The following is a 23,104-nucleotide window of genomic DNA, read 5'->3' as shown; positions in this document are numbered from 1 at the left end:
CTGGCGAAGATTTTCCGGCGGGCCTAACGGGCGGCACATGAGCACGCGCACCCAGTCGGCCAGGACCGATCCCGTCATCGAGAGCCGCGAGCAGCTGATCCGCCCGATGCAAAAGGGCGAAAAGCCCAAGGTCGACTGGCGCATCGGCACCGAGCACGAGAAGTTCGTCTATGCCAAGAGCGACTTCCACGCGCCCAGCTACGATGAACCCGGCGGCATCCGCGACATCCTCATGGCGCTCACCGAATATGGCTGGAGCCCTGTCGAGGAGAACGGGAAGGTCATCGCCATGGCCGGGCCCGACGGCACCGTCAGCCTCGAACCTGCGGGGCAGCTCGAACTTTCGGGCGCGCCGGTGGTCAACATCCACCAGACCTGCGCCGAGACCGGGCGCCACCTGACGCAAGTGAAGGCGATCGGCGAGAAGTTCGGTATCGGTTTCATCGGCGCCGGCATGTGGCCAGACAAGACCCGCGCCGAACTGCCGATGATGCCCAAGGGCCGCTACGCGATCATGAGCAGCTACATGCCCAAGGTCGGCAATCTCGGCCTCGACATGATGCTGCGCACCTGCACGATCCAGGTCAATCTCGACTATTCGAGCGAGGCGGACATGGCGCAGAAGTTCCGCGTCGGCCTGGCGCTGCAGCCGCTGGCGACCGCGCTGTTCGCCAATTCGCCGTTTACAGAGGGCAAGCCCAACGGCTTCCTCTCGTTCCGCAGCCATATCTGGTCCGACACCGATCCCGACCGCACCGGCATGCTGCCCTTCGTGTTCGAGGATGGCTTCGGTTACGAACGCTATGTCGACTACATGCTCGACGTGCCGATGTACTTCGTCTTCCGCGACGGGAAGTACATCGATGCATCGGGCCAGTCGTTCCGCGATTTCCTGAACGGCGAACTCCCCGCCTTGCCGGGGGAAAAGCCGCTGGAAAGCGACTGGCAGGACCACTTGTCGACCGCCTTTCCCGAAGTGCGACTGAAGAGCTTCCTCGAAATGCGCGGTGCCGATGGCGGCCCGTGGAACCGCATCTGCGCGCTTCCCGCCTTCTGGGTCGGCCTGCTCTACGACCAGGGCGCGCTCGACGCGGCGTGGGATCTCGTCAAGGGATGGGACATGGCGGGGCGCGAAACGCTTCGCGACAAGGTGCCCGAGCTCGGCCTGCGCGCGCCGATCCCGGGCGGCGGCACGCTGCAGGACATCGCTGGAGAAGTCCTGAAGATTGCCCGCGCGGGCCTTGCCGCGCGGGGCGAGCTCAATTCGGCGGGCGACGACGAGACCGGCTTCCTCGCGCCGCTTCAGGACATTGTCGCGGCGGGCAAGACCCCGGCGGAGGTCTGCCTCGACCATTACCATGGCGACTGGAACGGTGACGTGACGCGGATCTACGAGACCAAGAGCTTCTGATGATCCTGGTCGAGGGCAGCTTCCGCCTACCACCCGAGCGCTTGGCCGAAGCGGAAGCCCCGATCGCCCTCGTCGTGGCGGCATCGCGAGCCGAAGCCGGGTGCATCGAATACGCCTACGGCGCCGATGCGAGCGACCCCGGTCTCTTCATCGTGCTGGAAAAATGGGACAGCCGCGCCGCGCTCGACGCGCATTTCGCCAGCGCGCACATGAAACGCTGGCAGGAAACGCGCGCCGCTCTCGGCTTTCACGCCCGCGCGATCCGCGTTCACGAAACGGGCGGCGGCGAGACGATCTGAACCGCCCCGCCGCGCATTCGTTCAGCGGTACGCGGTGATCCGGCCCGAATCATCGAGCACGTATAGCGTGTTGTTGGCAACGACCGGCGCAAGGCTGATCGGCTTGTCGAGGTCGGCGAACGGCGTGGCCGCGCCGGTTGCCGCATCCACGGTGTAGACGTGCCCATCGGTATTGGTCAGCCACAGGCGGTCGCCCGCCAGCACCGGACCCGACCAGTAGAGCGGTCCCTTCTCGTCCTCGACGTCGCGATACTGCGGAAGCTGGGTCATCCAGCGCACGCCGCCATTGCTGCGCGCGATGGCGAGAACCTGCGAATCGTCGGTCAGCACGAAGATCCACGGTCCCGCGACCGCCGGCGTCGAGATGCCCGCGATGTTGAGTTCCCAGATACGCTGGCCGGTGACCAGTTCGTAAGCTGCCATGCGCCCACCTTGGCCGAGCGCGTAGACCGCCCCCGAATCGATGATCGGATCGGCATCGACGTCGGTCAGCGTGCCGACCGAAGTGGAGATGCTGGTTCGCGCCAAGGCGTCAGCCCACAGGTTGCGACCGTTTTCGTAGCGATAGGCGATGAGTTCGCCAGAGGAGAAGCCCGCGATCACCGTGCCCTGCCCCGCCGCCGGCGAAGCCACGCCGAACAGGCCGGATTGGCCCTGCGAACCCGCCTCGGTCCATTGCGTGGCACCGGTCGCGAGATCGAGCGAGATGACCTTGTTGTCCTGCGTCATCACGTAAAGCGCGCCGAACGCGATGGTCGGCGAGCCGCGCAGCGGACCGGGCGTCTGGATTTCCCAGATCTGGTCCCCGGTCGCCGCGTCCATGGCGGCGACGGTGCCGGTGCCGGTGGTGACGTAGAGCTTGCCGTCGGCAAAGCTCGCCCCGCCGCCGTAGACCGAGCTGGAGCCGTCGCCCTTTACCTTGAGCGAACGCGACCACACCTTGGCGCCGTTCTGTTCGCTGAAGGCGTGGACGGTGCCATCGGTGTCGTAGGCATAGACCCGGCCGCCGCCGATCACCGGCGCCGCGGCCAGCCGCTGCTTGCTCGACGATCCGGCGATGTCGGCGGTCCACGCCCGCACCGGGCTTCCGGCGAGCGACAGGTTGCCATAGCTCTTCGACGCGGAGCCACCGGCCTGCGCCCACTCGGCATTGACCTGCTGAGCCGGCAGCGTGACCGGGATCCCGGCCAGCGCCGGATCGACCTTCACGCCGGTCGCCACGTTCGACAGGATCGGCTTGCGCTCGCCAATGGTGGGGGTCTTTTCCGGTCCGTCACCCTTCAATGCGCCGCAACCCGACAAGAGGGTCGCCATCGCCGCGGCGGCGACAGCCGTGCGCAGCAGGCCGCCGCGCGAAACCCGTTCATGCTTCATCTGGATCAACTCCCTATTGCCCGGCCTGTTGGGCAGCCTGTTGCATGGCCGCCTGCCGTGCAGCGCTGTTGCGCTCGATCTGTTCAACCACTTCCTTGACGTCGTCGATGGCGTCGGTGCCCATCAGGCCCGCTATCTGGCGGGCGCGGGCGCGCATGCCGTCGGGCGCGGTCTTGTCGCGCGCGATTTCGGCAAAGAGCGGCCCGGCGAGGTTTTCCTTGCCCTGCTCGACATAGGCCATCGCGACCAGCTCGGCCGCGGCGGGGAAGAAGGCGTGGCCGGGTTCGGCCATCGGCTTAAGCCTGGCGATCACGTCTTCCGGCTTCATCGTGTCGTATTGCAGGAGCACGAGGCGCAGCGTTGCCAGATCGCGCATCGGCTGAGCCGCATCCTCGTCCGCGGCGATCGCGCCGTAGAGCTTTGCCGCCTTCACCGCATCGCCCTGGCCCTGCGCGATCCCGGCCTCGAGCAGCTGCGCCGGCACGCGCACGCCTGCAAACTGGCTGCTGGTCAGCGGCTTCGCCTTTTCCAGCGCGGCCTCGGGCTGGTTCGCCTCCAGCCGGTCCATCGCCAAGGTCAGCTCCACCGTCTCGGCCTCCGCCTTGGCGTGCTGCTGCGACTGCCAGAACAGGTATCCGCCCAGCCCTGCAAGGCCCAGCACGATCACGGCAAGCGCAATCTTGCCGTAGCGGCGGGCGGCGATCGCCATCTGGTCCTGCCGGACGGCATCGTCCACTTCGCGCAGGAAGACGTCCTGCCGCGCCTCTTCAAGCGCGACTTTCCTGGCTGCGGGGTCGTTCGAACGATCGGGGCGAAGCGCCAAAGCGGGGCCTTTCAGGCTGTGACAGTCGTAAACGCGTGCGGTTTAGGGGCGGACAGGCACCTTTTCAACGGGAAAGCCGAGCCATCGCAGCAGCCATCCCCGGCGATCAAGCAGACCGGCCGTTAACCGTGGCTGAAAGGCCGGCTCATCGCTCCTCGAGCGAGGAAAGGCCCATGGCGTCGGCCAGCGCCGCCAGCCATGGCGCGGGGTCGGCGCGGGCAGCGGCGAATGCGGCGTTGGCGGCGCCGGCCTGATCGAGCGCGCGGTCGCTGCGGCACAGCGCGATCGCTTCGTCGACGATGCGGCCCCGTGCCGCGGGGTCGACCCGCTGCGAGGCATTGTCGGCGGGCATCAGGTCGGCCAGTCCGGCGGGGCCGCAGGCGATGACGGCCACCCCCGCCGCCATCAGCGACGGCAGGTCGGCGGGGACGAGGCCGTCGCGCGCGTCGATGACGGCAAGGTCGAACAAGGGCGCGACGCTGGCCGGACCGGCCAGGCGCGAGGTGGCGTGGAAGCGTGCGATCAACCCGGCGGCATCGGCAGCCTTGCGCAGCGGTTCTGTCTTCGCCTCTTCGCCGAAGACGACAAGATGCCATTCGGGGTCAACCGCCAGCAGGAGATTGATGACTTCCGCCTCCAGTGCGAGCGCGTGATCGGCACGAATGGCGATCCAGCGTTCGCCGGCCCGCTTGACCAGCCGCGGGATGGTGTCGGGCTTCACCGGCTTCGGCTTGCCCGGAAACGGCGGCGGCAGAATGCGCAGCGCCGCGGCCGGAACCTGCCAGTCGGCGCGGACCGAGGCGGCCGCGGCCATGGTCGGCACCAGAACCATCGTGGACCGGGCCAGACCCAGCTTGTGACGAAAACGGGGCCAGAAGCCCGGGGGCACGACATCGACGCCGTCGTGCACATGGACATGCGGCGGCAGTTTCAGCGCCTGCCCGAACAGGGTGTGCGCCATCGTCGCGGGAAACACGCGGTCGCCATACGAAAGGGTGAGCTCGTACCCCTTCATCACCCGTGCCATCCGGTTCATCAGCCCCGGCCCCGCGCCCGGCCTTATCTCGGGAAACTTCGGCCGGTGCAGTTGCAGGAGCGACGCGGTCGCATCGTCGGCGTGGCTGGCGTGGTTCTCGACGTTGGCGGGCAGCGCCCGAACGAGCGTGCGGATCCACGGTGCCCGGGAAAGGTCGATGCCCATGTGCAGCACCTTGCGGCGGCGCAGGACACGGATCGGCTTTTTCGTCGCGCCGGCTTTCGCGGCGGTCTTGTTCTGCTTGTCGGCCATTGCGCCCAGCCTCTAGCGGGCGGCGCGGTTGCTGGAAAGCCGCTCTTCGAACAGTCGGTCGATCGCGGCAACGGCCTCCGGCTCGGTCAGAAGCGGCAGGTGCCCGACCCGCGGCACGCCGACCAGCTCCGCGCCGGGGAAACGGCCCGCCATTTCCAGCGCCGTGCGCGCCGACAGGATGTCGGAGTTCTCGCCCCGCACCACCAGCACCGGCTTGCCGGCCAGCGCGTCGTAGCCGGCCCAGAGGTCGGCCTGCGTTTCGTCGGCGACGGCGGTCTTGCCGGGGCCGCTGGCAAACCCGTCACCGATGCGCATGTCGTAATCGAAGGTGATCCGCCCGTTGTTGCCGAGCTCCATCACGCGCTTCGCCTCTGCCAGCCAATCGGCCATGGTCCATTCGGGATAGCTTGCGCCGCGCGTTTCCTGAAGCGCACGGGCGGCGTGCATCCATGTCGGGTAGGTCCGCTGGATGCCGACATACTCGCCGATCCGCTGCAAGCCGCGCGGTTCGATAACCGGCCCGATGTCGTTGATGACCGCCCCGGCGATCCGTTCGGGGGCGATGCGAGCCATCAGCATCGTGACCAGTCCGCCCAGCGAGCTACCGATCATGACCGCGCGTTCGATGCCCGCGGCGGGAAACAGCAGCAGCATGTCCTGCGCGTACTGCACCGGGTTGTAGGTGGCGACGTCCTTCGCATATTCGCTGTCGCCCCGTCCCCGCAGGTCGACGCTGATCACCCTCCGCCGCATGGCGAGGTGACGGGCCAGCTCGTCGAAATCGCGGACGTTGCGGGTCAGGCCCGGGATGCAGATCGCCGGGATCTCGGCAGACCCGTCCGGCCCCGGGTAATCGCGGAAGTGCAGCGCCAGCCCGTCGGCGCTCTGCCAGGTGCGGTCGTGCCACGCGTTGTTGGCGGCTGCCGCGGCGGCCTTGGCTTCGATCATCTGTGCATTGCCCCGTGGTAAGCCGGTCATGGCGCGGGCCGCGCGGGTTGCGCCCGGGGCCTTCGCTCCCCACTATCGCGTCATGATCGGCGAACCGCAACCGTCCCCCTATCGTCCCGACACGCCGATTGCCCGGATTGCCGAATGGATTGCCGATCCGGTGCGCGCGGCCGACTTCCCTCAGACAAGGCTGCGCTTCCGCAACGATCGCTGGGCCAAGACCGTGGGTCTCGCCGATCTGAATGATGCCGCCTGGACGCAGCATTTCGGCCGGTTCGAGGCGCTGCCGGGCAACCTGCCGGAACCGCTGGCGCTGCGTTATCACGGCCACCAGTTCCGCAGTTACAACCCCGATATCGGCGACGGCCGCGGCTTTCTCTTCGCGCAGATGCGCGACGGGGCGGAGCGGCTGCTCGACTTGGGCACCAAGGGTTCGGGCCAGACACCCTACAGCCGTTTCGGCGACGGGCGGCTGACGCTGAAGGGTGCGGTGCGCGAGATTCTCGCCACCGAAATGCTGGAAGCGCTGGGCGCCAACACCTCGAAGACCTTCTCGGTGATCGAGACGGGCGAGGCGCTCGACCGCAACGACGAACCTTCGCCGACACGCTCGGCCGTGCTGGTGCGGCTGAGCCACGGGCACATCCGGATCGGTAGCTTCCAGCGGCTCGCCGCGCTGGGCGAGGACGATCACCTCGCCGCGCTGGTCGACTACGCGCTCGAACTCTATCCCGGCCCGCCGCCGCCCGCCGATGCGCCGGGCCGCGACCTGCCCCCGGTCCGGCTGGCGCACTTGGTCGTCGAGCGGCTCGCCGACCTCGCCGCCAGCTATGTCGCGGCGGGTTTCGTCCACGGCGTGCTCAACACCGACAACATGAACGTATCGGGCGAAAGCTTCGACTACGGCCCGTGGCGCTGGCTGCCGCGCTGGGAGCCGGGCTTCACAGCCGCCTACTTCGACCACTCCGGCCTCTATGCCTTTGGCCGACAGGCAGAGGCGATCCACTGGAACTGCGCGCGACTGGCAATCGCGCTGCGCCCGATCTGCGAAGCGCCTCCGCTCGTCTTCGCGCTGGAGCTGTTTCCCGCGCTCTTCACCGCCAACGTCGCGCGGCGTTTCGCATGGCGGCTGGGCGCCGAAGGGGCGAGCGCGGAACTGGCCGCGAAACTGGTCGACGCATCGGAACGGACGATGGCCGCCACCGGCGTGCAACCGGACGCCTTCTTCCATGCCGCCCGCACCGGCAGGCTGGGCGAGGAAGCGGCCGAAGTCGCGGACCTGCTCGCCAAAGGCCCGAACTCTGCCCACGATCACCCCTACTGGCACGACGATGCGCCGCAGGCGATGCTGATCGAGGAGGTCGAGGCCATCTGGGCGCAGATCGACCGCGATGACGATTGGGAGCCGCTTCACGCCAAGGTCGCCGCGCTGCGCCGGTTGGGCGAGGCCCATGGCCCCGCGCCCGTCCCGGCAGGCCACGAACCCGTTTCCATTGCAACCGGAATCGCCTAGAGCGGGCCACACTTGCAAGGCGCGGCCCGATGGCCGCCGAAAGAGGTAGCGACGATGAGCCAGACACTCGTTTCCCACGATCCCGCGACCGGCGAAGTGGTGTGGAGCGGCGCGCACGGCGACGTCGCGGATGCGGTGACGCGCGCGCGCACGGCCTTCCCGGCCTGGGCGGCAAGACCGCTGGCCGAACGGATCGCCATCCTCGAGCGATTTGCCGAACTGGTCAAAGCAGACACCGACGATTTTGCCGCCCTGATCGCGCGGGAAACCGGCAAACCGTTGTGGGAGGCGAAGACCGAAGTGGCCACCGTTGCCGCGAAAGTCGCGATCTCGGTCCGCGCCCATGCCGAACGCACCGGAGAGCGGGTGGACGCCGCGCCCGGCGGCAGCTTTGCCCTGCGCCACAAGCCGCATGGCGTCATGGCGGTGCTCGGCCCCTACAACTTCCCCGCGCACCTGCCGAACGGGCACATGGTCCCGGCACTGATCGCGGGCAACGTCTGCCTCTTCAAGCCGTCGGAGAAGACTCCCGCCGTGGGCGAACGGCTGGTCCGCTATTACCACGAGGCCGGCGTGCCGGCGGATGCGGTACAGCTCGTCGTCGGCACGGCGGCAGAGGGCCGCGCGCTCACGTCCGACCCGCGCATCGACGGGGTGCTCTTCACCGGGTCGAGCACCACCGGCGTCGCCATCGCCAAGGCTCTGGCGGAACGGCCCGGCACGATCTGCGCGCTCGAAATGGGCGGGAACAATCCGCTGGTCGTTTGGGACACCGACCGGCTAGCCGACTCTGCCGCGATAATCGTGCAGTCGGCCTATACCACCGCCGGACAGCGCTGCACCGCGGCGCGGCGGCTGATCGTCAGGGATTCGGTCGCCGATCCGCTGATGGGCGAATTGCTGCCGCTGATCGACCGTATCCGCGTCGGCTCCGCCTTCGACGATCCGCAGCCGTTCATGGGCCCGGTGATCGACAACGACGCCGCCGATGGGCTGGAACGCGGCTATGCCCAACTCGTCGAAATGGGCGCAAAGGTCGTGCGCCCGCTGGAGCGCCCTGATGCAGGCAAGCCGTTCCTCACCCCGGCCCTGATCGATGTTACCGGTCTTTCCGGCCTGCCCGACCGCGAACTGTTCGGTCCGGTGCTGCAACTGCGCCGCGTCGCCGACATGGACGAGGCGATCGCGGCGGCCAACGACACCGCCTACGGCCTTTCCGCCTCGTTCGTCGGCGGCAGCGAGGACGATTGGCAGCGATTCTGGCGCGAGAGCCGCGCCGGCATCGTCAATCGCAACCGCCCGACCAACGGCGCCTCGTCCGCCGCACCCTTCGGCGGGACCGGGATGTCGGGCAACCATCGGCCCGGTGCCTATTATGCCGCCGACTACTGCGCCTATCCGGTCGCATCGGCGGAAGGCGACATGCCGGAGGGCAGCATGGCCATCGGCCTGCGCTGAAACGAAAGACGCCGCGCCGGGACGATCCCGACGCGGCGTCTCTCCGCTGTAGGTTATGGATTAGCGGCAGCGCGAATTGCCGCGGTCGATCTCACGCCCGAGCAGGGCACCGCCAGCCGCGCCGAGGATCGCGCCGAGCGTCCGGTCGCGGGCAACCTCGTTGCCGATCAGACCCCCGACCGCGCCGCCGATCAACAGGCCGGTCGTGCCGTTGTCGCGCTTGCAGTAATAGCGCCCGTCGTTGCCGCGCCACACGCGGGTGTCGCGAGTGACCCGGTCGCCGCGATAGTAATCGCGCGAGCCGTAGCGGCCATAGCGATCGTCGTAGCGATCATAGCGATCGTAGCGGTCGCGCCGCTCGTAACGATCACGGCCATGCGCGGCGCTGTCCTGCTCGTAGGCGACGGCGACGGGCGAGGAATAATGGGCGGCCTGCGCAACGGGAGCGCCGAGCGTCAGGGCGGGAACGGCAACGGCCAGCAAACCGGTGCGAAGAAGGGTGGAATGGGCCATCGGGAGAACTCCGGTATTTCGAATGTTTCTGGTCACCCATTCAGGAATAGGGGTCACAACCTGAATATTTGAGGAATGGATCGGAAATTTCGTCGTCGCCTCGCCACGCTCTATCCGGCGGCTGGACTTGAGCCTAAGGGAGCGCGCATGACCGTTTCCGATCCGAAAACTGCCGGGGGTTTGCCTTACGCTCTGGGCGCTTACGTCATCTGGGGCGTGCTGCCGCTCTACATCGTTCTTCTGAACACGGTCGATCCGTTTCACCTGGTCGCCTGGCGCGTATTGTGGACTGTCCCGATCTGCCTTGCGGCGCTCGCGATCAGCGGAAGCCTCGGCAAGCTGACGGCTGCCTTCGCCGATCGCAGGGCGCTGGGCTTGCTGCTGCTGTCATCGGCGCTGATCAGCGTGAACTGGGTGACCTATGTCGCCGCCGTCCAGGCCGGGCACTTCTATGCCGCGAGCCTCGGCTATTACATCAACCCGCTGGTCAACGTGCTGCTGGGCACGGTGCTGCTGCGCGAACGCCTGTCGCGCCTGCAATGGCTGGCGGTCGCCATCGCGGCCTGCGGCATCGCTGTCCTGGCCTTCGAGGCACGCGACACGCTGTTGATTAGCCTGACGCTGGCCTTCTCGTTCGGCTTCTATGGCCTCGTGCGCAAGCGCGTGAAGGTGGACGCCCTCCCCGGCCTGTCGGTCGAAGTGCTCGTCCTCACCCTGCCCGCCATCGCCGCGCTGCTGATCGTGCCCGCGGGGAAGGAGGATTTCGGTGATGGATGGCGAATATCGCTCCTGCTCGTGGCGGCGGGCCCGATCACCGGACTGCCGCTGATGCTCTTTGCCGAAGCGGCGCGGCGCATGACCTACTCGGCGCTGGGCTTCGTGCAGTTCCTGACGCCGACGGTCGTCTTCATCCAGGCGCTGGTGCTGTTCGGAGAGCCGCTGAAACCGGCCCAGGGGCTGTGCTTCGTGCTGATCTGGATCGCCATTGCGGTGTTCTGCGCCGACATCGTCCTGCGCGGCAGGCGGGCCGCGACGACCGCGCCTGCCTGACGGGTCAGAGCGCGCCGGCGAAGCGCAGGGGTTCGCCGACGGCGGCGTTGCCGAGCTGCCCTTCCCACATCGCGGTATGCCCGCGGATCACCGTGCCGACGACGCGGCCCTTCAGGTCCATGCCCGTGAACGGCGACCATTCGCAGCGCGACGCCAGCCAGTCCTCGGTGACGGTAAAGCGGCCCTTGCGGTCGACGATGGTGAAATCGGCATCGTAGCCCGCCGCGATCCGGCCCTTGCCGACCAGCCCGAAGATGCGCTGCACGCCTGCGCTCGTCATGTCGATCAGCCGCTCCAGCGTCATGCGGCCTTCGGCCACGTGGTTCAGCATCAGCGGCAGCAGCGTCTGCACGCCGGGCATTCCGCTGGGGCTGGCGGGATAGGTCTTCGCCTTTTCCTCGAGGGTGTGCGGCGCGTGGTCCGAACCGATGACGTCGGGCACGCCCTGCTGCAGCCAGTACCACAGACCGTCGACGTGCGCCTGGCTGCGGATCGGCGGGTTCATCTGCGCATGGGTGCCGAGCCGGGGGTAGGCATCCTCCGCCGCCAGCGTCAGGTGCTGCGGTGTCACTTCGCACGATGCGATGTCGCGGTGCCGAGAGATCACGGCCAGTTCAGCGGGGGTCGTAACGTGCAGGATGTGGATCGGTCGCCGCGCCTCGCGCGCAAGGCGCAGGATGCGGCGCGTCGCCAGCATCGCGGATTCGTCGTCGCGCCAGACGGGGTGGCTGGCGGGATCGCCCTCCACCCGGAAATCCTTGCGCGCGTTCATCCGCTCCTCGTCCTCGGCATGGATCGCGACGCGGCGGCGACCGCTGGCCAGCACGCGGGCGAGGTTCTCGTCCTCTGCCACCAGCAGGCTGCCGGTCGATGCGCCCATGAAGATCTTGACCCCGGCGGTGCCCGGAATCCGTTCCAGCTCGGCAAGGTTCGGGGCGTTTTCCGCCGTCGCGCCGACATAGAACGCATGGTCGCACCACATCCGGTGATGCGCGCGGGCCAGCTTGTCGTGCACCCGATCGGCGGTATCGGTATTGGGATTGGTGTTCGGCATCTCGAACACCGCCGTCACTCCGCCCAGCACCGCGGCGCGGCTGCCGCTTTCGAGGTCCTCCTTGTGCTCCAGCCCCGGCTCGCGGAAATGGACCTGGCTGTCGATGACGCCCGGCAAAACGTCGAGCCCGGTGACATCCACCTTGCGAACGCCCGGATAGTGCCCAATTCCCACGATGCGACCGTCGGCGATGCCGACATCGGCGATGACCGGACCGGACGGGGTGTGGACGGTGCCACCGCTCAGGACCCACTCCGGGGCTTGCTGCGTTTCGTTCATGCTCTCGATCTAGGCTGAGCCGAGAGAAATGCAAAGGTGATGTGATGACGATGAAGCCCGGCGCGACCAGACTTTGCTCGCGCGCCCTGATCCGCCTGAGCGGTGCCGAGGGTGGCGGCGGCAGCGATGTCGTCGATTTCCTGCAGGGCCTGGTCACCAACGACGTGGCCGGCGCGCTGCCGGTGTGGACCGCGCTGCTTTCGCCGCAGGGCAAGGTCCTGTTCGATTTCTTCGTCTGGCCGGCGCGCGACGCGCTGCTGGTCGATTGCGAGAAGGATCATGCCGAGGACCTGGTGAAGCGGCTTTCGATGTATCGCCTGCGCCGCCCGATCGCCATCGCCGTCGACGATAGCGTTGCCGTGCACTGGACCGCGCATCCCGGCGACGGCGGTGCGGACGATCCGCGCCTGGCCGCGATGGGGCAGCGCTGGCTCGCGCCGCTCGATGCCGCCGGCGAATGCGTAGACGATGCCTATCTTGCCCACCGCCTCGCGCTGGGGGTGACCGAGGGGCGCGCCGAACTGGGCTATGACAGGACCTTGTGGCTCGAATGCAATGCCGCTGAACTGCACGGCGTCAGCTTCAGCAAGGGTTGCTACGTCGGTCAGGAAAACACGGCGCGGATGAACTGGCGGCAGAAAGTGAACCGCCGGCTGGCGGTCGTGCCGCTGGCGCAATCGACAGAGGCGGGGCGAAGCATCGCCTATCCCGAACACGACGTCGCCGTCGAACGCCTTCGCGTGGCCGACGTGGCGATCGATGTCTTTCCCGAGTGGCTTGCCCCGGCCCTTCGCATCGCCGCGCCGGGTGGAGAAGACTAGACGCCTGCCGCCGATGTGGTGACTTCGCGCTCGCGCATCTCGCTCTGGCCATTGCCGCGCGGCAGCAGCAGCTCCAGCTGGCGCGTCGCCAGATCGCGCGCATGCCCCGGCGGCAGGTCCAGCGAATCGGCAAGGCTGGTGCCGATCGTCGCCTGACCCAGAGCCTGGAGAACGAGCAGCATCGTCGCTTCGCGCAGCACGACGCACTCGTTGTCGTCCGAACCGATCCGCTCGACAAGGGTGTGGATCGCATCGAAGATCGGGTCGAGCGCATCTTCGTTGCCGGAAATGGTCATCCAGCTGGCCAGTGCGCCTGCGCCTTCACGGTCGAATGCGTCGAAGACGAGATCCACGATCTCGCGCGCGCTGCCGATCCCGGCGCGCCGCGCGCTGACCGCATCCTCTATCGTGGCGCAAACGGTCTGGCCGAGATGCCCGGCCAACGCCTTTTGAAGGCCGGCGGCGCTGCCGAAATGGTGCAGCAGATTGGAGTGGGTACGCCCGACGCGCGCCGCCACGGCCTTCAGCGTGACAGCCTGGGGCCCACAGTCGATCAGGATCTCGCGCGCAGCCTGCAATGCCACGCGCCGACTGTCGGCGGGACTGAGGCGCTTCCTTGTTGACATGGTTGTCAGTGATCTCCACCCTTGATGCATGATGGATAGCACGATCCCGGCAAAATCATCAATCGGCCCCATGCTGCATCGCACAAAGAATGTTTCTGCGGCAGAAATTACCGTGCGGAATCTGCGGTTTGCGTGCAGCAATCGAAATTGCAAATGGTGGCTTGATAACGATCCCATCGCGACGGCGGTGTTCAACTCTCTGTCGCTCAGCTTTCCGCGCGGAGAGGCCTATTTCATCGAATCGGTGCGCGCCTTTCGCGATGGCGTCCCCGCCCCGCTTGCCGAGGCGATCCGCGCGTTCATTTCGCAGGAAGTGAATCACAGCCGCGAACACCTCGCCTTCAACCGGGCCATGACCGATGCCGGTTATTGCACCGACGAACTCGATGCGGTCGTGCGCGATGTCCTCGATCTCGCCCGCAAGAGACCGCCCATCGTCAGCCTCGCCGCCACGATCGCGCTCGAACACTTCACCGCCATGTTCGCGCACGAGGTGCTGTCGGACCCGAAGATCCTCGCCGGAGCCGATCCCGATCTGCGGGCCCTGTGGCAATGGCACTCGGTCGAGGAGATCGAGCACAAATCGGTCGCCTACGACACCTGGCTCTTCGCAACTCGTGAATGGCCGCGTGGCAAGCGGCGGAAGGTGAAGGCGATCATGATGCTGCTCGCCACCCGCACGTTCCTGCGCCTGCGCTATCAGGGCGCGATTGAACTGCTGCGACAGGACGGGATTACCGGTTGGCGGGCGCATGGGGGCGTATTGCGCTACGCCCTCCTGTCACCGGGCATCCTGCGCCGTGTCATCCCGCAGTGGATCGCCTATTTCCTTCCGGGTTTTCATCCCTGGAAGGTGGACGACCGCGCGCTCATCGCCGCGGTCGCCCTTCCCCAATCCGATCAGGCCGCCACCAGTTCACGCTGACGCCGGTCTTCGGTTCTGGCCTGCGGCATCACGCCGCCATCGCCCAGAACCGGCAGGCTCCCGGCCAGTTCGGCCAGCGTTTCCTCGGCCTCCGCGAACAGGCCCAGGTGGCGCCACGCGGGGGCGAGCCATATCCGCTGCTCCCACGTGCGCCGAACGGGTCGGAAGCCGGCGGTCCCGATCAGCTTGGTGCCCGACGTTCCGGGCATGGTGATGACGAAGCCTTGCGGCACCAGGTCCGGGCACAGCGGGTCATGCCGGACAGGCACGTCCAGCCGCTCCAGCCGGGGGCGGTCCTCCGGCCAGGCCGGGCGGAAGAACAGGTTCTCGCTACGAATGAACATGGCTGCTCGATAATCCCATCAGGCATCCGGGCATTAATGCCGGAGCGTTGCAAAAGCGTGGCACGCCATGCCGTTTCGAACCTCGGTCCGAAATCGCGGCGGGGCGTGCGGCCAGGGAGAGCAAATGAAAAAGGGAGACGGGCCTTGGGCCCCTCTCCCTTTGCGGCCGGACCCGTGAAGGACCAGCGGGGCCATCCCGTCAGGATGGCCCTTTGTCGACCATCCGTTACTCGGCAGCTTCTGCCATCATGTCTACCGACACGTATTTGCGGCCAAGCTTGCCGTCATGGAAACGCACCTTGCCTTCGGCGAGCGCGAAGAGCGTGTGGTCGCGGCCCATGCCGACGTTGGCACCCGGATAGACCCTGGTGCCGCGCTGACGCACGAGAATATTGCCACCGATGACGGCTTCGCCGCCGAACTTCTTCACGCCAAGGCGACGACCGGCCGAATCGCGACCGTTACGCGACGAACCGCCTGCTTTCTTATGTGCCATGGTTCAAAACCTCTTCGAATGAGACAGGAGCGGCTCAGGCCGCGTCTTCGGCCTTCTCGGCCTTGGGAGCGGCATCGGCCTTCTTCGCGGCCTTCTTGGCGGCGCCGACCGAGGTGATGCGCAGGAGCGTCATCTGCTGGCGGTGGCCGTTGCGGCGGCGATAGTTGTGGCGGCGGCGCTTCTTGAAGACGATCACCTTTTCCGACTTCGCCTGGGCGATAATCTCGGCCGAAACGACGACCTTGGAGACGTCTTCCAGCTTGTCACCTTCGCCGGCAAGCAAGATGTCGCCCAGCGTGATCGTGTCGCCGGCTTCACCCGCCAGCTTCTCGACCGCGATCTTGTCTCCTTCGGCGACGCGATACTGCTTGCCGCCCGTGCGCACGATTGCGAACATTGTTCACCTGTCTGTTCTGCCGCGATGCCACGACCCGGCGTCGATGCGCCGATGTTAGATCCGTGCCGATCTGCGGACGATTATTCCGGCGGGACGCGCAATGTCGCCCGATGCCGGATTGAGCGCTGCCCGTTACTGGCTGGACCCCGCGATGTCAACGGACAAGTGCCCGCAGCCCCGCCGTGAACGCCTGCGCCGTTCCACCTTTCGCCAAGCTGGGTGCTGGCGGTGCGAAATCAAGCTGCTATGAGAGGCGCGATGATCCTGCGCCCTTCCCTTCTGGTCGCGCTTGGCGCTGCCACGACGCTGTCTGGCTGCGCCGCCGACACTTCGCAATACCCGTCCCTCGCCCGCCGCGATGCAGAGCGGATGGTGGGCAGCGCTCCGGTCGCGACACCGACCGAGCCTGCCCCTGCCATCCCGGCGCCGCCGCCGGCGGATCTTCCCGGCCGGCTGGCCGCGATCGACGCTGCGGCGGCAAAGTCCCACGCCCTGTTCCTGGACCGTGCCGGCCTTGCCCGTACACGCGCTCGCGCCGCTGCCGGCGCCGCGCTCGGCACTACGGCGTGGTCGGAGGCGGAAGTCGCGCTGTCGAGCCTCGAATCGGCCCGCAGCGACACGATGTTCGCGCTGGCCGATCTCGACTCGCTGCTTGCGCTCGGCGCCGTGTCGCAGGCGGATAGCGGCGTCAACGCGGGCCTGCCCGAGATCGCCGCCCTGCGCGACCGGGTCGCCGCCCTGGTCGCCGCCGAAGACGCGGTGCTGGCCGAAGTACGCGGGCTCTAGCCGCTCAGCTCTCGGCCCAGCGCGCAAGGTCGGCGTGGTCCTGCCCGCGCGGCTCGATCCAGCGCCAGCCCTCCGCGGTCTTTTCCCGCTTCCAGAACCAGGCGCTGCTCTTCAGGTGGTCCATCAGGAAGTCCGCCGCCTCAAACGCGTCGCGGCGATGACGGGCGGCACAGGCGACGAGCACGATCGGATCGCCGGGCACCATGATGCCGACGCGGTGGATGACCAGCGTCGCGATCAGCCGCCAGCGCGTTTCGGCGCGCAGTGCCAGTTCATCCATGCCCGGCAGGGTCAGCGGCGGGTAATGGCGCAGTTCGAGCGCTTCGACCGGGTCGCCCTCCTCCTGCCGGACCTGCCCCAGGAAGCTGACGATGCCTCCGGCCGTGGTGCGCGTCTCGCCAAAGCGGCGCAGCTCCTCGTGCGGGTCGAACGGTTCGGGCGCGAGCCGGACGCGGCGCATCTCAGCCGCCGCTTACCGGGGGCAGGAAGGCGAGTTCGTCGCCGTTGCCCGCCCGCACGTCGGCTGGTGCGACAAGCTGGCCGTTGAGAGCGATCCGCACACGGGGCGCAGTGATCGCCACCGCCAGCGCGGGATCGAGCCGCTCGGCGATGTCGGGCAGTGTCGCCGCGCCCGCCACGTCGAGACTCATTTCCGGCACCCCCGCCACGTCTTCGAGCGGGCCGAGGAACAGCAGCGTCAACGTCATCCGCCAGTAACCGACATGTGCCGCGCCAGCGCCGGCGCCTCCCCCTTTTCCCGAATGGCGAAGGCGTGCCGATGGGGCTTGATGGTCATCGCCTCGGTCAAGGCGGCGTCGATGGCGGCGCCGGGATCGGCGGATCGCACCGCGGCGCGCAGGTCGACTTGCTCGCGCCCGCCGAGACAGGCGTAGAGCTGCCCGGTCGTGGTCACGCGGACACGGTTGCAACCGTCGCAGAAATTGCCGGTCAGCGGCGTGATGAAGCCGAGCCGCCCGCCGGTTTCGGCCACGCGCACGTAACGCGCCGGGCCACCGGTGCTGTGGTCCTCCGCCGTCAGCGTCCAGCGTCGTTCCAAGTCGGCACGAACCGCAGTCAGCGGCAAGTAGTGGTCGATCCGCTCACCATCCACTTCGCCCAGCGGCATCACCTCGATCAGGGTCATGTCGTGCCCGTGTCCGTGCGCCCAGGCGACGAGGTCGGCGATTTCCTGCTCGTTCACGCCCTTCAGCGCGACGGTGTTGATCTTGACCCTGAGCCCGGCTTCACGGGCAGCGGCAATGCCGTCGAGAACCTGGCTCAACCGGTCGCGCCGCGACAGTTCGGCAAAACGATCGGCATCAAGCGTGTCGAGCGAGACGTTGACCCGCCGCACCCCGGCGGCAACGAGGTCGTCGGCAAATTCGGCGAGCCGCGTGCCATTGGTGGTGAGCGTCAGCTCCTCCAGCCCGGTGCCGATTTCGCGACCGAGCGCGCGCACCAGGTCGATCATGTCGCGCCGCACCAGCGGCTCGCCGCCGGTCAGCCGGATCTTGGTGACACCGCGCGCGATGAAGGCGAGCGCGATGCGGTGCAGTTCCTCCAGCGTCAGCACTTCGGTGCGAGGCAGGAACTGCATCCGTTCGGGCATGCAGTACTGGCAGCGCAAGTCGCACCGGTCCGTCACCGAAAGGCGCAGATAGGTGATTCGGCGCTGAAAGCCGTCGATCAGCGGGGACTTGCCGGGTGCCATGATTGCCGAGGGTGGCAGATCAGCCGACAATGAGCAATTGCCCCGTGACGCCTTCGTTGGCGGAAAGAAACGCGATGGCTGCCGTCATCTTTGCCTCGTCCGGCTCCGCAGTGGCGGGGGCGACGGCATTCACGCGCAACGGGGCATGGGCGCACGCGAGCGCGGCGATCGCCTCGCGCCGCCAGCGGTGCGGCTTGTCTTCGGCATGGTCGAAGCGCACGATCAGCGAATCGCCGGCTTCGAGAACCGCCGTCAGCGCGGGAAGGAGCGAGGCGTGGAACAGGGTCGCGGCGGACAGCGGGTCGATACCCGCCAGTTCGGCCATGACCACCCGCACCGGCATCAGCGGCGGTTCCGCACCAGCGTCATGCCGATCTTCTCGTCCTCTTCGGCAATGGCGAGCTTGACGATCTTTACCGTGACCCGCCGCACCCGCTCGTCCTGCAGGAACAGCGTGTCGCAGATATGGTCGCCGACTGCCTCGATCAGCTTGAAATGCACGCCCGGCGGCAGCGCGTCGGTCGCGGCGAACTTGAGGTCCATGTAGTTCTTGCTGGCCGAAAGGTGCGTGTCCGGCTCGAACCGCTCGGGCATGTCGAGTTCGACCGCGATCGAGATGCGCAGCGGCTGCGGCTTGCCGGTTTCTTCGGAATAGATGCCGGTCAGCACGTCGACGACGAGATCGTCGACCTGGAGGGTGAGGCTGTCGGTCATCGCTCGCTTTCGTCGTTGACCCAGCGTGCGAAGATCGCGGTGGGCAGGATACGGGGATCGGCGCCGCTCTCGCGCACGGTAAGTTCGCCGTGCTCGATCCGTCCGGGCATCGCGGCAAAGGCTTCGGACAGGAGACCGGCCAAGGCCAGCGCGCTCATCCGCACGGCGTAGGCGGTAAGGAACAGGAACCGCGAACCGTCATCGAGGAGGTTGCGGCAGTCGGTGACGAGGCCGGGCAAGCCATCTTCGATGCGCCAGACCTCGCCATTGGGTCCACGCCCGAACTTGGGCGGATCGAGGATGATGCCGTCATAACGCTTCGCGCGCCGCACCTCGCGCGCGGAGAACTTGACCGCGTCGTCGACCAGCCAGCGGATCGGCGCGTCGGCCATGCCCGAAAGCGCCGCGTTCTCGCGCGCCTGGGCGACCGATTTCTTGCTGGCATCGACATGCGTCACGCGGCCCCGGCGAGCGAGGCTGAGCGAGCCGACGCCGGTGTAGCCGAACAGATTGAGCGTCTGCGGATCGGCCAGCCCGTCGAGCTGCCGGTCCATCCAGTCCCAGACCGGCGCCATGTCCGGGAAGAAGCCGAGATGACGGAACGGCGTGCACTGCGCGGTGAAGCGAACCTCGCGCCATGCCAGCGGCCAGCCGTCCTTCGGCACGGGCGCGTCGAAATGCCAGCGCCCGCCGCCGTCGTCGTCGCTCGCCGGCACGAATTCGCCGTGGGCCTGCCAGTGGCTTTCGCGCGGTTGCCACATCGCCTGCGGTTCGGGCCGGATGAAGCGATAGGGGCCGTATTCCTCCAGCTTGCGCCCGTGCCCGCTGTCGAGCAGGCGGTAGCCGTCCCAGCCTTCGCCGGTCAGCAACATCGGCTGTTCGATCAGGCGGGCCATGGCAGGCTCAGCGGCGGCTTTCGGTGGCGCGCTCCGCGACGTAGGCGGCGACCGCCTCGTACGTGCCGTCCAGCGTGTCGTAGCGTTCCTCGCGCACGAAGAGATCGCCGACCCGCGCCGGAAGCGCCGGGCTCTGGCCGATCGCCTTTTCGACCGCGGGGCCGAACTTCGCCGGATGCGCGGTGGCGAGCGTGACCATCGGCACGCCCTGCGGCAAGCGGCTTTCCAGCGCCGCGTGGAGGCCGATCGCGGTGTGCGGGTCGATGACCTCGCCGCAGTTGTCGAAGGCCCAGCGCATCGCCGCGGCGGTCTGCTCCGCATCGGCGCGGGCCGAGGCGAACAGCGCCGCCGCCCCGTCGCGCTGTGCGTTGGTGAGCTGCATGGCCCGGGCGGCGTCGAAACCGCGCATCTGTTCTGCCAGCGCCGCGCCGTCCCGCCCGCCCGCATCGAACAGCAGCCGCTCGAAATTGGACGAGACCTGGATGTCCATCGACGGCGCGTCGGTCGGCGTCACGCCATGTGCCGAATAGTCGCCCGACGACAGCGCGCGGTGGAGGATGTCGTTGACGTTGGTCGCCACCACCAGCCGTTCGACCGGCAGCCCCATCTGCGCCGCGACGTATCCTGCGAACACGTCGCCGAAATTGCCGGTCGGCACGCTGAAGGCGACCTTGCGGTGCGGCGCGCCAAGTTGCAGCGCGGCGGCGAAGTAATAGACCACCTGCGCCATCAGCCGGGCCCAGTTGATCGAGTTCACGGCGCTGATGCGGAAGCGATCGGTCATCGCGGTGTCGTTGAACATCCGCTTCACCATCGCCTGCGCATCGTCGAAACTGCCCTCGATGGCGATGTTGTGGACGTTGGGCGCGATGACGCTGGTCATCTGGCGGCGCTGGACTTCCGAAACGCGGCCGCGCGGGTGGAGCATGAAGATATCGATCCGCTCACGCCCCGCGACCGCGTCGATCGCCGCGCTGCCGGTGTCGCCGCTGGTCGCGCCGACGATGGTGAGATGCTGGTCGCCGTCCTTCAGGAACTCCTCGAACAGCAGGCCAAGCAGTTGCAGCGCGACGTCCTTGAACGCGAGGGTCGGGCCGTGGAACAGTTCGAGCAGCCACTGCGTCTCGTCGAACTGCTTGAGCGGGGTGACGGCCTTGTGCGCGAAGCGACCATAGGCCTGCGTCGTCAGTTCGAGCAGGCGTTCGGGCGCGATGCAGTCACCGACGAAGGGCTGCATGACTTTTGCCGCCAGCTCGGCATAGGGCAGGCCCGCCATCGCGGCGATCTCGTCCGCCGGAAATGTCGGCCACGCGCGCGGCACGTAGAGCCCGCCGTCGCTGGCCAGGCCCGCCAGCGTCGCGCCACGAAAATCGAGCGCCCGTGCGCTACCCCTTGTCGAAACGTAGTCCATGGGCCGCGCGCCTAGCCCCGCTGGCCGCAGGGTGCAAGCGCCTGCGCATTACGCGGTCGGCTGGCTTGCCCGATCCCGCGTGCGGCGGCGCAACGCGATGACGTAGATGATCAGCGCGGTCGCGGCGAAGAAGAACCACTGCACGGCATAGGCCAGGTGGTTGTTCGGGATCTCGCGCGGGTCGGGCGCGGCATTCGCCTCCAGCCCGGCCATGGGCGGATCGGCGACGAGCCGGACGGAGGAGCCGTAAGGGGCGATGCGACCCGCGAAGGCACCACCGGCAAAGGCGACCGGAGCGGGGTCGCGGCTCCACCCAAGCTGGACGGCGGCCAGCGCACCGCCGTCGTTCCGGCATTCGGCAATCTGCACCCAACCCGCCTCGCCCGCAGCGTTCCGGCCTGCCATGGCCGAAAGCTTCACGTCGCTCGCGCACGTCACGGTAGAGCGGCGAAAATAGGTCGACGCGTATTGGCGGGGGTCGGTCGGCCACGTGACGGCTGCGTCGTCGGCTAGGGCATCGGCATAGCGGACAAGCAGCGCTTCCTTCCATTGGCGCCGTTCGAGCTGCCAGACGCCGAGCCCGATCATCGTCGCCACCGCGCACAGCACGATCAGGGTCGCAACGAAGGGGATGCGCCGCCCAGGAGCAGACGGGTTCACGGCTTGCTGTCGTCCGGTCGCTTGTCGCCGACGTCGATGCTGCCCGCCTCGTGCGCGTCGCGGCGATATTCAACGGTCAGCAAGGCGCCCTTGGCCACCCGCAGGCCGTATACCACCATCACGATGGTCAGCGGGACCCAGATCAGAAAGTGGACCCAGAACGGCGGATGCACCGCCTGGTCGAACAGGATCGCCGCGACCGCGAGAACCGTGCCGATCGCCAGGGTGAGGAAGGCGGCAGGACCATCGCCGACGTTGAAGCGGGAATAGTCCAGCCCGCAGGCGGCGCAACGGTCGGCGAAGTTGACGAAGCTCCTGAACATCGTGCGAGCGCCGCAGCGCGGGCATTCGCTCTTCGCTGCGGCCTTCATCACCATCGCGGCGGCAGGGACCCGGATTTCGTCCGTGATCCCGCCGTCCGGTCTATCGCTCATCGAAAGGCCCTTAGTGGACCGGCGCGCCCCAGCCGCCCCAGATATAGACGGCGACGAAAAGGAACAGCCACACCACGTCGACGAAGTGCCAGTACCAGGCCGACGCCTCGAACCCGAAGTGCTGCTTGGGCGTGAAGTGGCCCTTGTAGACGCGCACCAGGCAGACGATCAGCATGATCGTACCGACGATGACGTGGAAACCGTGGAAGCCGGTCGCCATGTAGAACGCCGAGCCGTAGGTGTTCTCGCCGAAGGGGAACGGCGCATGGGCATATTCGTAGGCCTGGATCGCCGAGAAGATCAGGCCGAGGATGATCGTCGCCCACAGACCCTTCTTCAGACCGTCGCGGTCCCCGTGAATCAGCGAGTGATGCGCCCAAGTAACGGTGGTGCCCGAGCAGAGCAGGATCAGCGTGTTGAGCAGCGGCAGGTCCCACGGGTCCATCACCGCCTCGATCGCCTTGGGCGGCCACTGGCCATCGACCACTTCCGTGAGCGCCGAGGGGAACAGCGAGAAGTCGAAGAAGGCCCAGAACCAGCCGACGAAGAACATCACTTCCGAAGCGATGAACAGGATCATGCCGTAGCGCTGGTGCAGCTGCACCACCGGGGTGTGATCGCCGGCGTGAGCTTCCTTGATGATGTTCGTGAACCAGCTGAACATCGAGATCAGCACGCCCAGCAGGCCCGCGATCAGCAGGTAGGTGCCGAAGGGGTAGTCGTGCATGAAGAGCGCCAGGCCCGAGGTCATCACCAGCGCGCTGAACGAGGTGATGAACGGCCAGGGGTCGGTCGGCAGAATATGGTAGTCGTGGTTCTTAGCGCCGGCCATTTCGTGTCTTCCCCTGAAAAAGCAGCCTTGATGCACGGCAG

28 protein-coding genes are annotated in these 23,104 nt (G+C 67.5%); 8 read left to right on the top strand and 20 right to left on the bottom strand.

The annotated features are described in order from the left end of the window. Positions 1 to 37: 37 nt before the first annotated feature. Both J2X37_RS08100 and J2X37_RS08095 read left to right on the top strand, forming a co-directional pair. On the top strand, positions 38 to 1,411 hold the full coding sequence (locus tag J2X37_RS08100) for a glutamate--cysteine ligase (RefSeq protein WP_310019824.1): 1,374 nt from the start codon (positions 38 to 40) through the stop codon (positions 1,409 to 1,411). Further along, positions 1,411 to 1,710 (top strand): putative quinol monooxygenase, encoded by a 300-nt coding sequence (locus tag J2X37_RS08095; protein WP_310019822.1) that lies wholly within the window; start codon positions 1,411 to 1,413, stop codon positions 1,708 to 1,710. The genes J2X37_RS08100 and J2X37_RS08095 overlap by 1 nt, the downstream gene beginning before the upstream one ends. A 21-nt stretch (positions 1,711 to 1,731) precedes the next feature. Here the strand turns inward: J2X37_RS08095 and J2X37_RS08090 are convergent, their stop codons facing one another. From J2X37_RS08090 to J2X37_RS08075, 4 genes are all read right to left on the bottom strand, one after another. Then, on the bottom strand, positions 1,732 to 3,084 hold the full coding sequence (locus J2X37_RS08090) for a PQQ-binding-like beta-propeller repeat protein (protein WP_310019820.1): 1,353 nt from the start codon (positions 3,082 to 3,084) through the stop codon (positions 1,732 to 1,734). A gap of 13 nt (positions 3,085 to 3,097) precedes the next feature. Further along, a complete protein-coding gene (locus tag J2X37_RS08085) occupies positions 3,098 to 3,907 on the bottom strand; it encodes a tetratricopeptide repeat protein (protein ID WP_310019818.1) in 810 nt (269 codons plus the stop codon). A 145-nt stretch (positions 3,908 to 4,052) separates the two neighbouring features. Next, positions 4,053 to 5,195 carry a hypothetical protein gene (locus tag J2X37_RS08080; protein WP_310019815.1) on the bottom strand — a complete coding sequence of 381 codons (1,143 nt, stop codon included), beginning with the start codon at positions 5,193 to 5,195 and terminating at the stop codon, positions 4,053 to 4,055. A gap of 12 nt (positions 5,196 to 5,207) precedes the next feature. Next, positions 5,208 to 6,143 (bottom strand): alpha/beta hydrolase, encoded by a 936-nt coding sequence (locus tag J2X37_RS08075; RefSeq protein ID WP_310019813.1) that lies wholly within the window; start codon positions 6,141 to 6,143, stop codon positions 5,208 to 5,210. 82 nt (positions 6,144 to 6,225) lie between these two features. On the opposite strand from J2X37_RS08075, the gene J2X37_RS08070 reads away from it, so the two are divergent. Both J2X37_RS08070 and astD read left to right on the top strand, forming a co-directional pair. Then, complete coding sequence (locus J2X37_RS08070; RefSeq protein ID WP_310019811.1) at positions 6,226 to 7,656, top strand: protein adenylyltransferase SelO family protein; 1,431 nt, start codon at positions 6,226 to 6,228, stop codon at positions 7,654 to 7,656. Positions 7,657 to 7,710: 54 nt separating this feature from the next. Continuing rightward, positions 7,711 to 9,114: a succinylglutamate-semialdehyde dehydrogenase gene (gene astD / locus J2X37_RS08065; RefSeq protein ID WP_310019809.1), complete on the top strand. Its 1,404-nt coding sequence runs from the start codon at positions 7,711 to 7,713 to the stop codon at positions 9,112 to 9,114. A gap of 60 nt (positions 9,115 to 9,174) precedes the next feature. Here astD and J2X37_RS08060 read toward each other — a convergent pair whose 3' ends face one another. After that, positions 9,175 to 9,627 carry a glycine zipper 2TM domain-containing protein gene (locus J2X37_RS08060; protein WP_310019807.1) on the bottom strand — a complete coding sequence of 151 codons (453 nt, stop codon included), beginning with the start codon at positions 9,625 to 9,627 and terminating at the stop codon, positions 9,175 to 9,177. Between the two features lie 147 nt (positions 9,628 to 9,774). Between J2X37_RS08060 and rarD the strand changes: the two genes are divergently transcribed. Next, positions 9,775 to 10,677 (top strand): EamA family transporter RarD, encoded by a 903-nt coding sequence (gene rarD, locus J2X37_RS08055; RefSeq protein WP_310019806.1) that lies wholly within the window; start codon positions 9,775 to 9,777, stop codon positions 10,675 to 10,677. 4 nt (positions 10,678 to 10,681) lie between these two features. Here rarD and J2X37_RS08050 read toward each other — a convergent pair whose 3' ends face one another. Continuing rightward, entirely contained in the window at positions 10,682 to 12,010 is a 1,329-nt protein-coding gene (locus J2X37_RS08050) for a dihydroorotase (RefSeq protein WP_310019804.1), read from the bottom strand. A 44-nt stretch (positions 12,011 to 12,054) separates the two neighbouring features. On the opposite strand from J2X37_RS08050, the gene J2X37_RS08045 reads away from it, so the two are divergent. Continuing rightward, the gene (locus J2X37_RS08045; protein ID WP_310019802.1) at positions 12,055 to 12,831 is read left to right on the top strand and encodes a folate-binding protein; all 777 of its coding nucleotides are present in this window, start codon (positions 12,055 to 12,057) and stop codon (positions 12,829 to 12,831) included. On the opposite strand, the gene J2X37_RS08040 is transcribed toward J2X37_RS08045, so the two are convergent. Further along, entirely contained in the window at positions 12,828 to 13,457 is a 630-nt protein-coding gene (locus J2X37_RS08040) for a helix-turn-helix domain-containing protein (protein ID WP_310019800.1), read from the bottom strand. The two genes, J2X37_RS08045 and J2X37_RS08040, sit on opposite strands and share 4 nt — an antisense overlap. Positions 13,458 to 13,527: 70 nt before the next feature. Between J2X37_RS08040 and J2X37_RS08035 the strand changes: the two genes are divergently transcribed. Then, positions 13,528 to 14,382, top strand: a complete 855-nt coding sequence (locus J2X37_RS08035; RefSeq protein ID WP_404979611.1) for a metal-dependent hydrolase — start codon at positions 13,528 to 13,530, stop codon at positions 14,380 to 14,382. On the opposite strand, the gene J2X37_RS08030 is transcribed toward J2X37_RS08035, so the two are convergent. From J2X37_RS08030 to rplU, 3 genes are all read right to left on the bottom strand, one after another. Further along, positions 14,358 to 14,726, bottom strand: a complete 369-nt coding sequence (locus J2X37_RS08030; RefSeq protein ID WP_310019796.1) for a hypothetical protein — start codon at positions 14,724 to 14,726, stop codon at positions 14,358 to 14,360. The genes J2X37_RS08035 and J2X37_RS08030 overlap by 25 nt on opposite strands. Before the next feature lie 226 nt (positions 14,727 to 14,952). Further along, complete coding sequence (gene rpmA, locus J2X37_RS08025; RefSeq protein WP_310019794.1) at positions 14,953 to 15,222, bottom strand: 50S ribosomal protein L27; 270 nt, start codon at positions 15,220 to 15,222, stop codon at positions 14,953 to 14,955. A gap of 34 nt (positions 15,223 to 15,256) precedes the next feature. After that, on the bottom strand, positions 15,257 to 15,619 hold the full coding sequence (rplU, locus tag J2X37_RS08020; protein WP_404979607.1) for a 50S ribosomal protein L21: 363 nt from the start codon (positions 15,617 to 15,619) through the stop codon (positions 15,257 to 15,259). Between the two features lie 258 nt (positions 15,620 to 15,877). On the opposite strand from rplU, the gene J2X37_RS08015 reads away from it, so the two are divergent. Continuing rightward, positions 15,878 to 16,405 (top strand): hypothetical protein, encoded by a 528-nt coding sequence (locus tag J2X37_RS08015; protein WP_310019792.1) that lies wholly within the window; start codon positions 15,878 to 15,880, stop codon positions 16,403 to 16,405. A gap of 4 nt (positions 16,406 to 16,409) precedes the next feature. Here the strand turns inward: J2X37_RS08015 and J2X37_RS08010 are convergent, their stop codons facing one another. From J2X37_RS08010 to J2X37_RS07965, 10 genes are read right to left on the bottom strand one after another with little or no spacing between them, the layout of a single operon-like run. After that, positions 16,410 to 16,865 carry a molybdenum cofactor biosynthesis protein MoaE gene (locus J2X37_RS08010; protein ID WP_310019789.1) on the bottom strand — a complete coding sequence of 152 codons (456 nt, stop codon included), beginning with the start codon at positions 16,863 to 16,865 and terminating at the stop codon, positions 16,410 to 16,412. Between the two features lies 1 nt (position 16,866). Next, complete coding sequence (locus J2X37_RS08005) at positions 16,867 to 17,112, bottom strand: MoaD/ThiS family protein (RefSeq protein ID WP_310019787.1); 246 nt, start codon at positions 17,110 to 17,112, stop codon at positions 16,867 to 16,869. Beyond that, entirely contained in the window at positions 17,109 to 18,116 is a 1,008-nt protein-coding gene (moaA, locus tag J2X37_RS08000) for a GTP 3',8-cyclase MoaA (protein WP_310019785.1), read from the bottom strand. Before moaA ends, J2X37_RS08005 begins: the two co-directional genes overlap by 4 nt. A gap of 19 nt (positions 18,117 to 18,135) precedes the next feature. Further along, positions 18,136 to 18,459 carry a Rossmann fold domain-containing protein gene (locus J2X37_RS07995; protein WP_310019783.1) on the bottom strand — a complete coding sequence of 108 codons (324 nt, stop codon included), beginning with the start codon at positions 18,457 to 18,459 and terminating at the stop codon, positions 18,136 to 18,138. After that, the gene (locus tag J2X37_RS07990) at positions 18,459 to 18,830 is read right to left on the bottom strand and encodes a dihydroneopterin aldolase (protein WP_310019781.1); all 372 of its coding nucleotides are present in this window, start codon (positions 18,828 to 18,830) and stop codon (positions 18,459 to 18,461) included. Before J2X37_RS07990 ends, J2X37_RS07995 begins: the two co-directional genes overlap by 1 nt. Further along, the gene (locus J2X37_RS07985; protein ID WP_310019779.1) at positions 18,827 to 19,726 is read right to left on the bottom strand and encodes a class I SAM-dependent methyltransferase; all 900 of its coding nucleotides are present in this window, start codon (positions 19,724 to 19,726) and stop codon (positions 18,827 to 18,829) included. Before J2X37_RS07985 ends, J2X37_RS07990 begins: the two co-directional genes overlap by 4 nt. A 7-nt stretch (positions 19,727 to 19,733) precedes the next feature. After that, positions 19,734 to 21,137, bottom strand: coding sequence for a threonine synthase (thrC, locus tag J2X37_RS07980; protein WP_310019777.1), 1,404 nt, complete (start codon positions 21,135 to 21,137; stop codon positions 19,734 to 19,736). A gap of 48 nt (positions 21,138 to 21,185) precedes the next feature. Continuing rightward, on the bottom strand, positions 21,186 to 21,797 hold the full coding sequence (locus J2X37_RS07975; protein WP_310019774.1) for an SURF1 family cytochrome oxidase biogenesis protein: 612 nt from the start codon (positions 21,795 to 21,797) through the stop codon (positions 21,186 to 21,188). Further along, complete coding sequence (locus J2X37_RS07970) at positions 21,794 to 22,231, bottom strand: DUF983 domain-containing protein (protein WP_404979606.1); 438 nt, start codon at positions 22,229 to 22,231, stop codon at positions 21,794 to 21,796. Before J2X37_RS07970 ends, J2X37_RS07975 begins: the two co-directional genes overlap by 4 nt. 10 nt (positions 22,232 to 22,241) lie before the next feature. After that, complete coding sequence (locus J2X37_RS07965; RefSeq protein WP_310019772.1) at positions 22,242 to 23,063, bottom strand: cytochrome c oxidase subunit 3; 822 nt, start codon at positions 23,061 to 23,063, stop codon at positions 22,242 to 22,244. Positions 23,064 to 23,104: the final 41 nt, after the last annotated feature.

It is taken from the genome of Croceicoccus sp. BE223 (assembly GCF_031457155.1).
Lineage (GTDB): Bacteria > Pseudomonadota > Alphaproteobacteria > Sphingomonadales > Sphingomonadaceae > Croceicoccus.
Note: the sequence above shows the minus strand (reverse complement) of the source record. Positions and strands in the feature narration are given on the sequence as shown.

Excerpts from the sequence above, each read along its gene's own strand:
- J2X37_RS08100 (WP_310019824.1), top strand. The coding sequence starts at position 38 with ATGAGCACGCGCACCCAGTCGGCCAGGACCGATCCCGTCATCGAGAGC.
- J2X37_RS08095 (WP_310019822.1), top strand. The coding sequence starts at position 1,411 with ATGATCCTGGTCGAGGGCAGCTTCCGCCTACCACCCGAGCGCTTGGCC.
- J2X37_RS08090 (WP_310019820.1), bottom strand. The coding sequence starts at position 3,084 with ATGAAGCATGAACGGGTTTCGCGCGGCGGCCTGCTGCGCACGGCTGTC.
- J2X37_RS08080 (WP_310019815.1), bottom strand. The coding sequence starts at position 5,195 with ATGGCCGACAAGCAGAACAAGACCGCCGCGAAAGCCGGCGCGACGAAA.
- J2X37_RS08075 (WP_310019813.1), bottom strand. The coding sequence starts at position 6,143 with ATGATCGAAGCCAAGGCCGCCGCGGCAGCCGCCAACAACGCGTGGCAC.
- J2X37_RS08070 (WP_310019811.1), top strand. The coding sequence starts at position 6,226 with ATGATCGGCGAACCGCAACCGTCCCCCTATCGTCCCGACACGCCGATT.
- astD (WP_310019809.1), top strand. The coding sequence starts at position 7,711 with ATGAGCCAGACACTCGTTTCCCACGATCCCGCGACCGGCGAAGTGGTG.
- J2X37_RS08060 (WP_310019807.1), bottom strand. The coding sequence starts at position 9,627 with ATGGCCCATTCCACCCTTCTTCGCACCGGTTTGCTGGCCGTTGCCGTT.
- rarD (WP_310019806.1), top strand. The coding sequence starts at position 9,775 with ATGACCGTTTCCGATCCGAAAACTGCCGGGGGTTTGCCTTACGCTCTG.
- J2X37_RS08050 (WP_310019804.1), bottom strand. The coding sequence starts at position 12,010 with ATGAACGAAACGCAGCAAGCCCCGGAGTGGGTCCTGAGCGGTGGCACC.
- J2X37_RS08045 (WP_310019802.1), top strand. The coding sequence starts at position 12,055 with ATGACGATGAAGCCCGGCGCGACCAGACTTTGCTCGCGCGCCCTGATC.
- J2X37_RS08040 (WP_310019800.1), bottom strand. The coding sequence starts at position 13,457 with ATGTCAACAAGGAAGCGCCTCAGTCCCGCCGACAGTCGGCGCGTGGCA.
- J2X37_RS08035 (WP_404979611.1), top strand. The coding sequence starts at position 13,528 with ATGCTGCATCGCACAAAGAATGTTTCTGCGGCAGAAATTACCGTGCGG.
- J2X37_RS08030 (WP_310019796.1), bottom strand. The coding sequence starts at position 14,726 with ATGTTCATTCGTAGCGAGAACCTGTTCTTCCGCCCGGCCTGGCCGGAG.
- rpmA (WP_310019794.1), bottom strand. The coding sequence starts at position 15,222 with ATGGCACATAAGAAAGCAGGCGGTTCGTCGCGTAACGGTCGCGATTCG.
- rplU (WP_404979607.1), bottom strand. The coding sequence starts at position 15,619 with ATGTTCGCAATCGTGCGCACGGGCGGCAAGCAGTATCGCGTCGCCGAA.
- J2X37_RS08015 (WP_310019792.1), top strand. The coding sequence starts at position 15,878 with ATGATCCTGCGCCCTTCCCTTCTGGTCGCGCTTGGCGCTGCCACGACG.
- J2X37_RS08010 (WP_310019789.1), bottom strand. The coding sequence starts at position 16,865 with ATGCGCCGCGTCCGGCTCGCGCCCGAACCGTTCGACCCGCACGAGGAG.
- J2X37_RS08005 (WP_310019787.1), bottom strand. The coding sequence starts at position 17,112 with ATGACGTTGACGCTGCTGTTCCTCGGCCCGCTCGAAGACGTGGCGGGG.
- moaA (WP_310019785.1), bottom strand. The coding sequence starts at position 18,116 with ATGGCACCCGGCAAGTCCCCGCTGATCGACGGCTTTCAGCGCCGAATC.
- J2X37_RS07995 (WP_310019783.1), bottom strand. The coding sequence starts at position 18,459 with ATGCCGGTGCGGGTGGTCATGGCCGAACTGGCGGGTATCGACCCGCTG.
- J2X37_RS07990 (WP_310019781.1), bottom strand. The coding sequence starts at position 18,830 with ATGACCGACAGCCTCACCCTCCAGGTCGACGATCTCGTCGTCGACGTG.
- J2X37_RS07985 (WP_310019779.1), bottom strand. The coding sequence starts at position 19,726 with ATGGCCCGCCTGATCGAACAGCCGATGTTGCTGACCGGCGAAGGCTGG.
- thrC (WP_310019777.1), bottom strand. The coding sequence starts at position 21,137 with ATGGACTACGTTTCGACAAGGGGTAGCGCACGGGCGCTCGATTTTCGT.
- J2X37_RS07970 (WP_404979606.1), bottom strand. The coding sequence starts at position 22,231 with ATGAGCGATAGACCGGACGGCGGGATCACGGACGAAATCCGGGTCCCT.
- J2X37_RS07965 (WP_310019772.1), bottom strand. The coding sequence starts at position 23,063 with ATGGCCGGCGCTAAGAACCACGACTACCATATTCTGCCGACCGACCCC.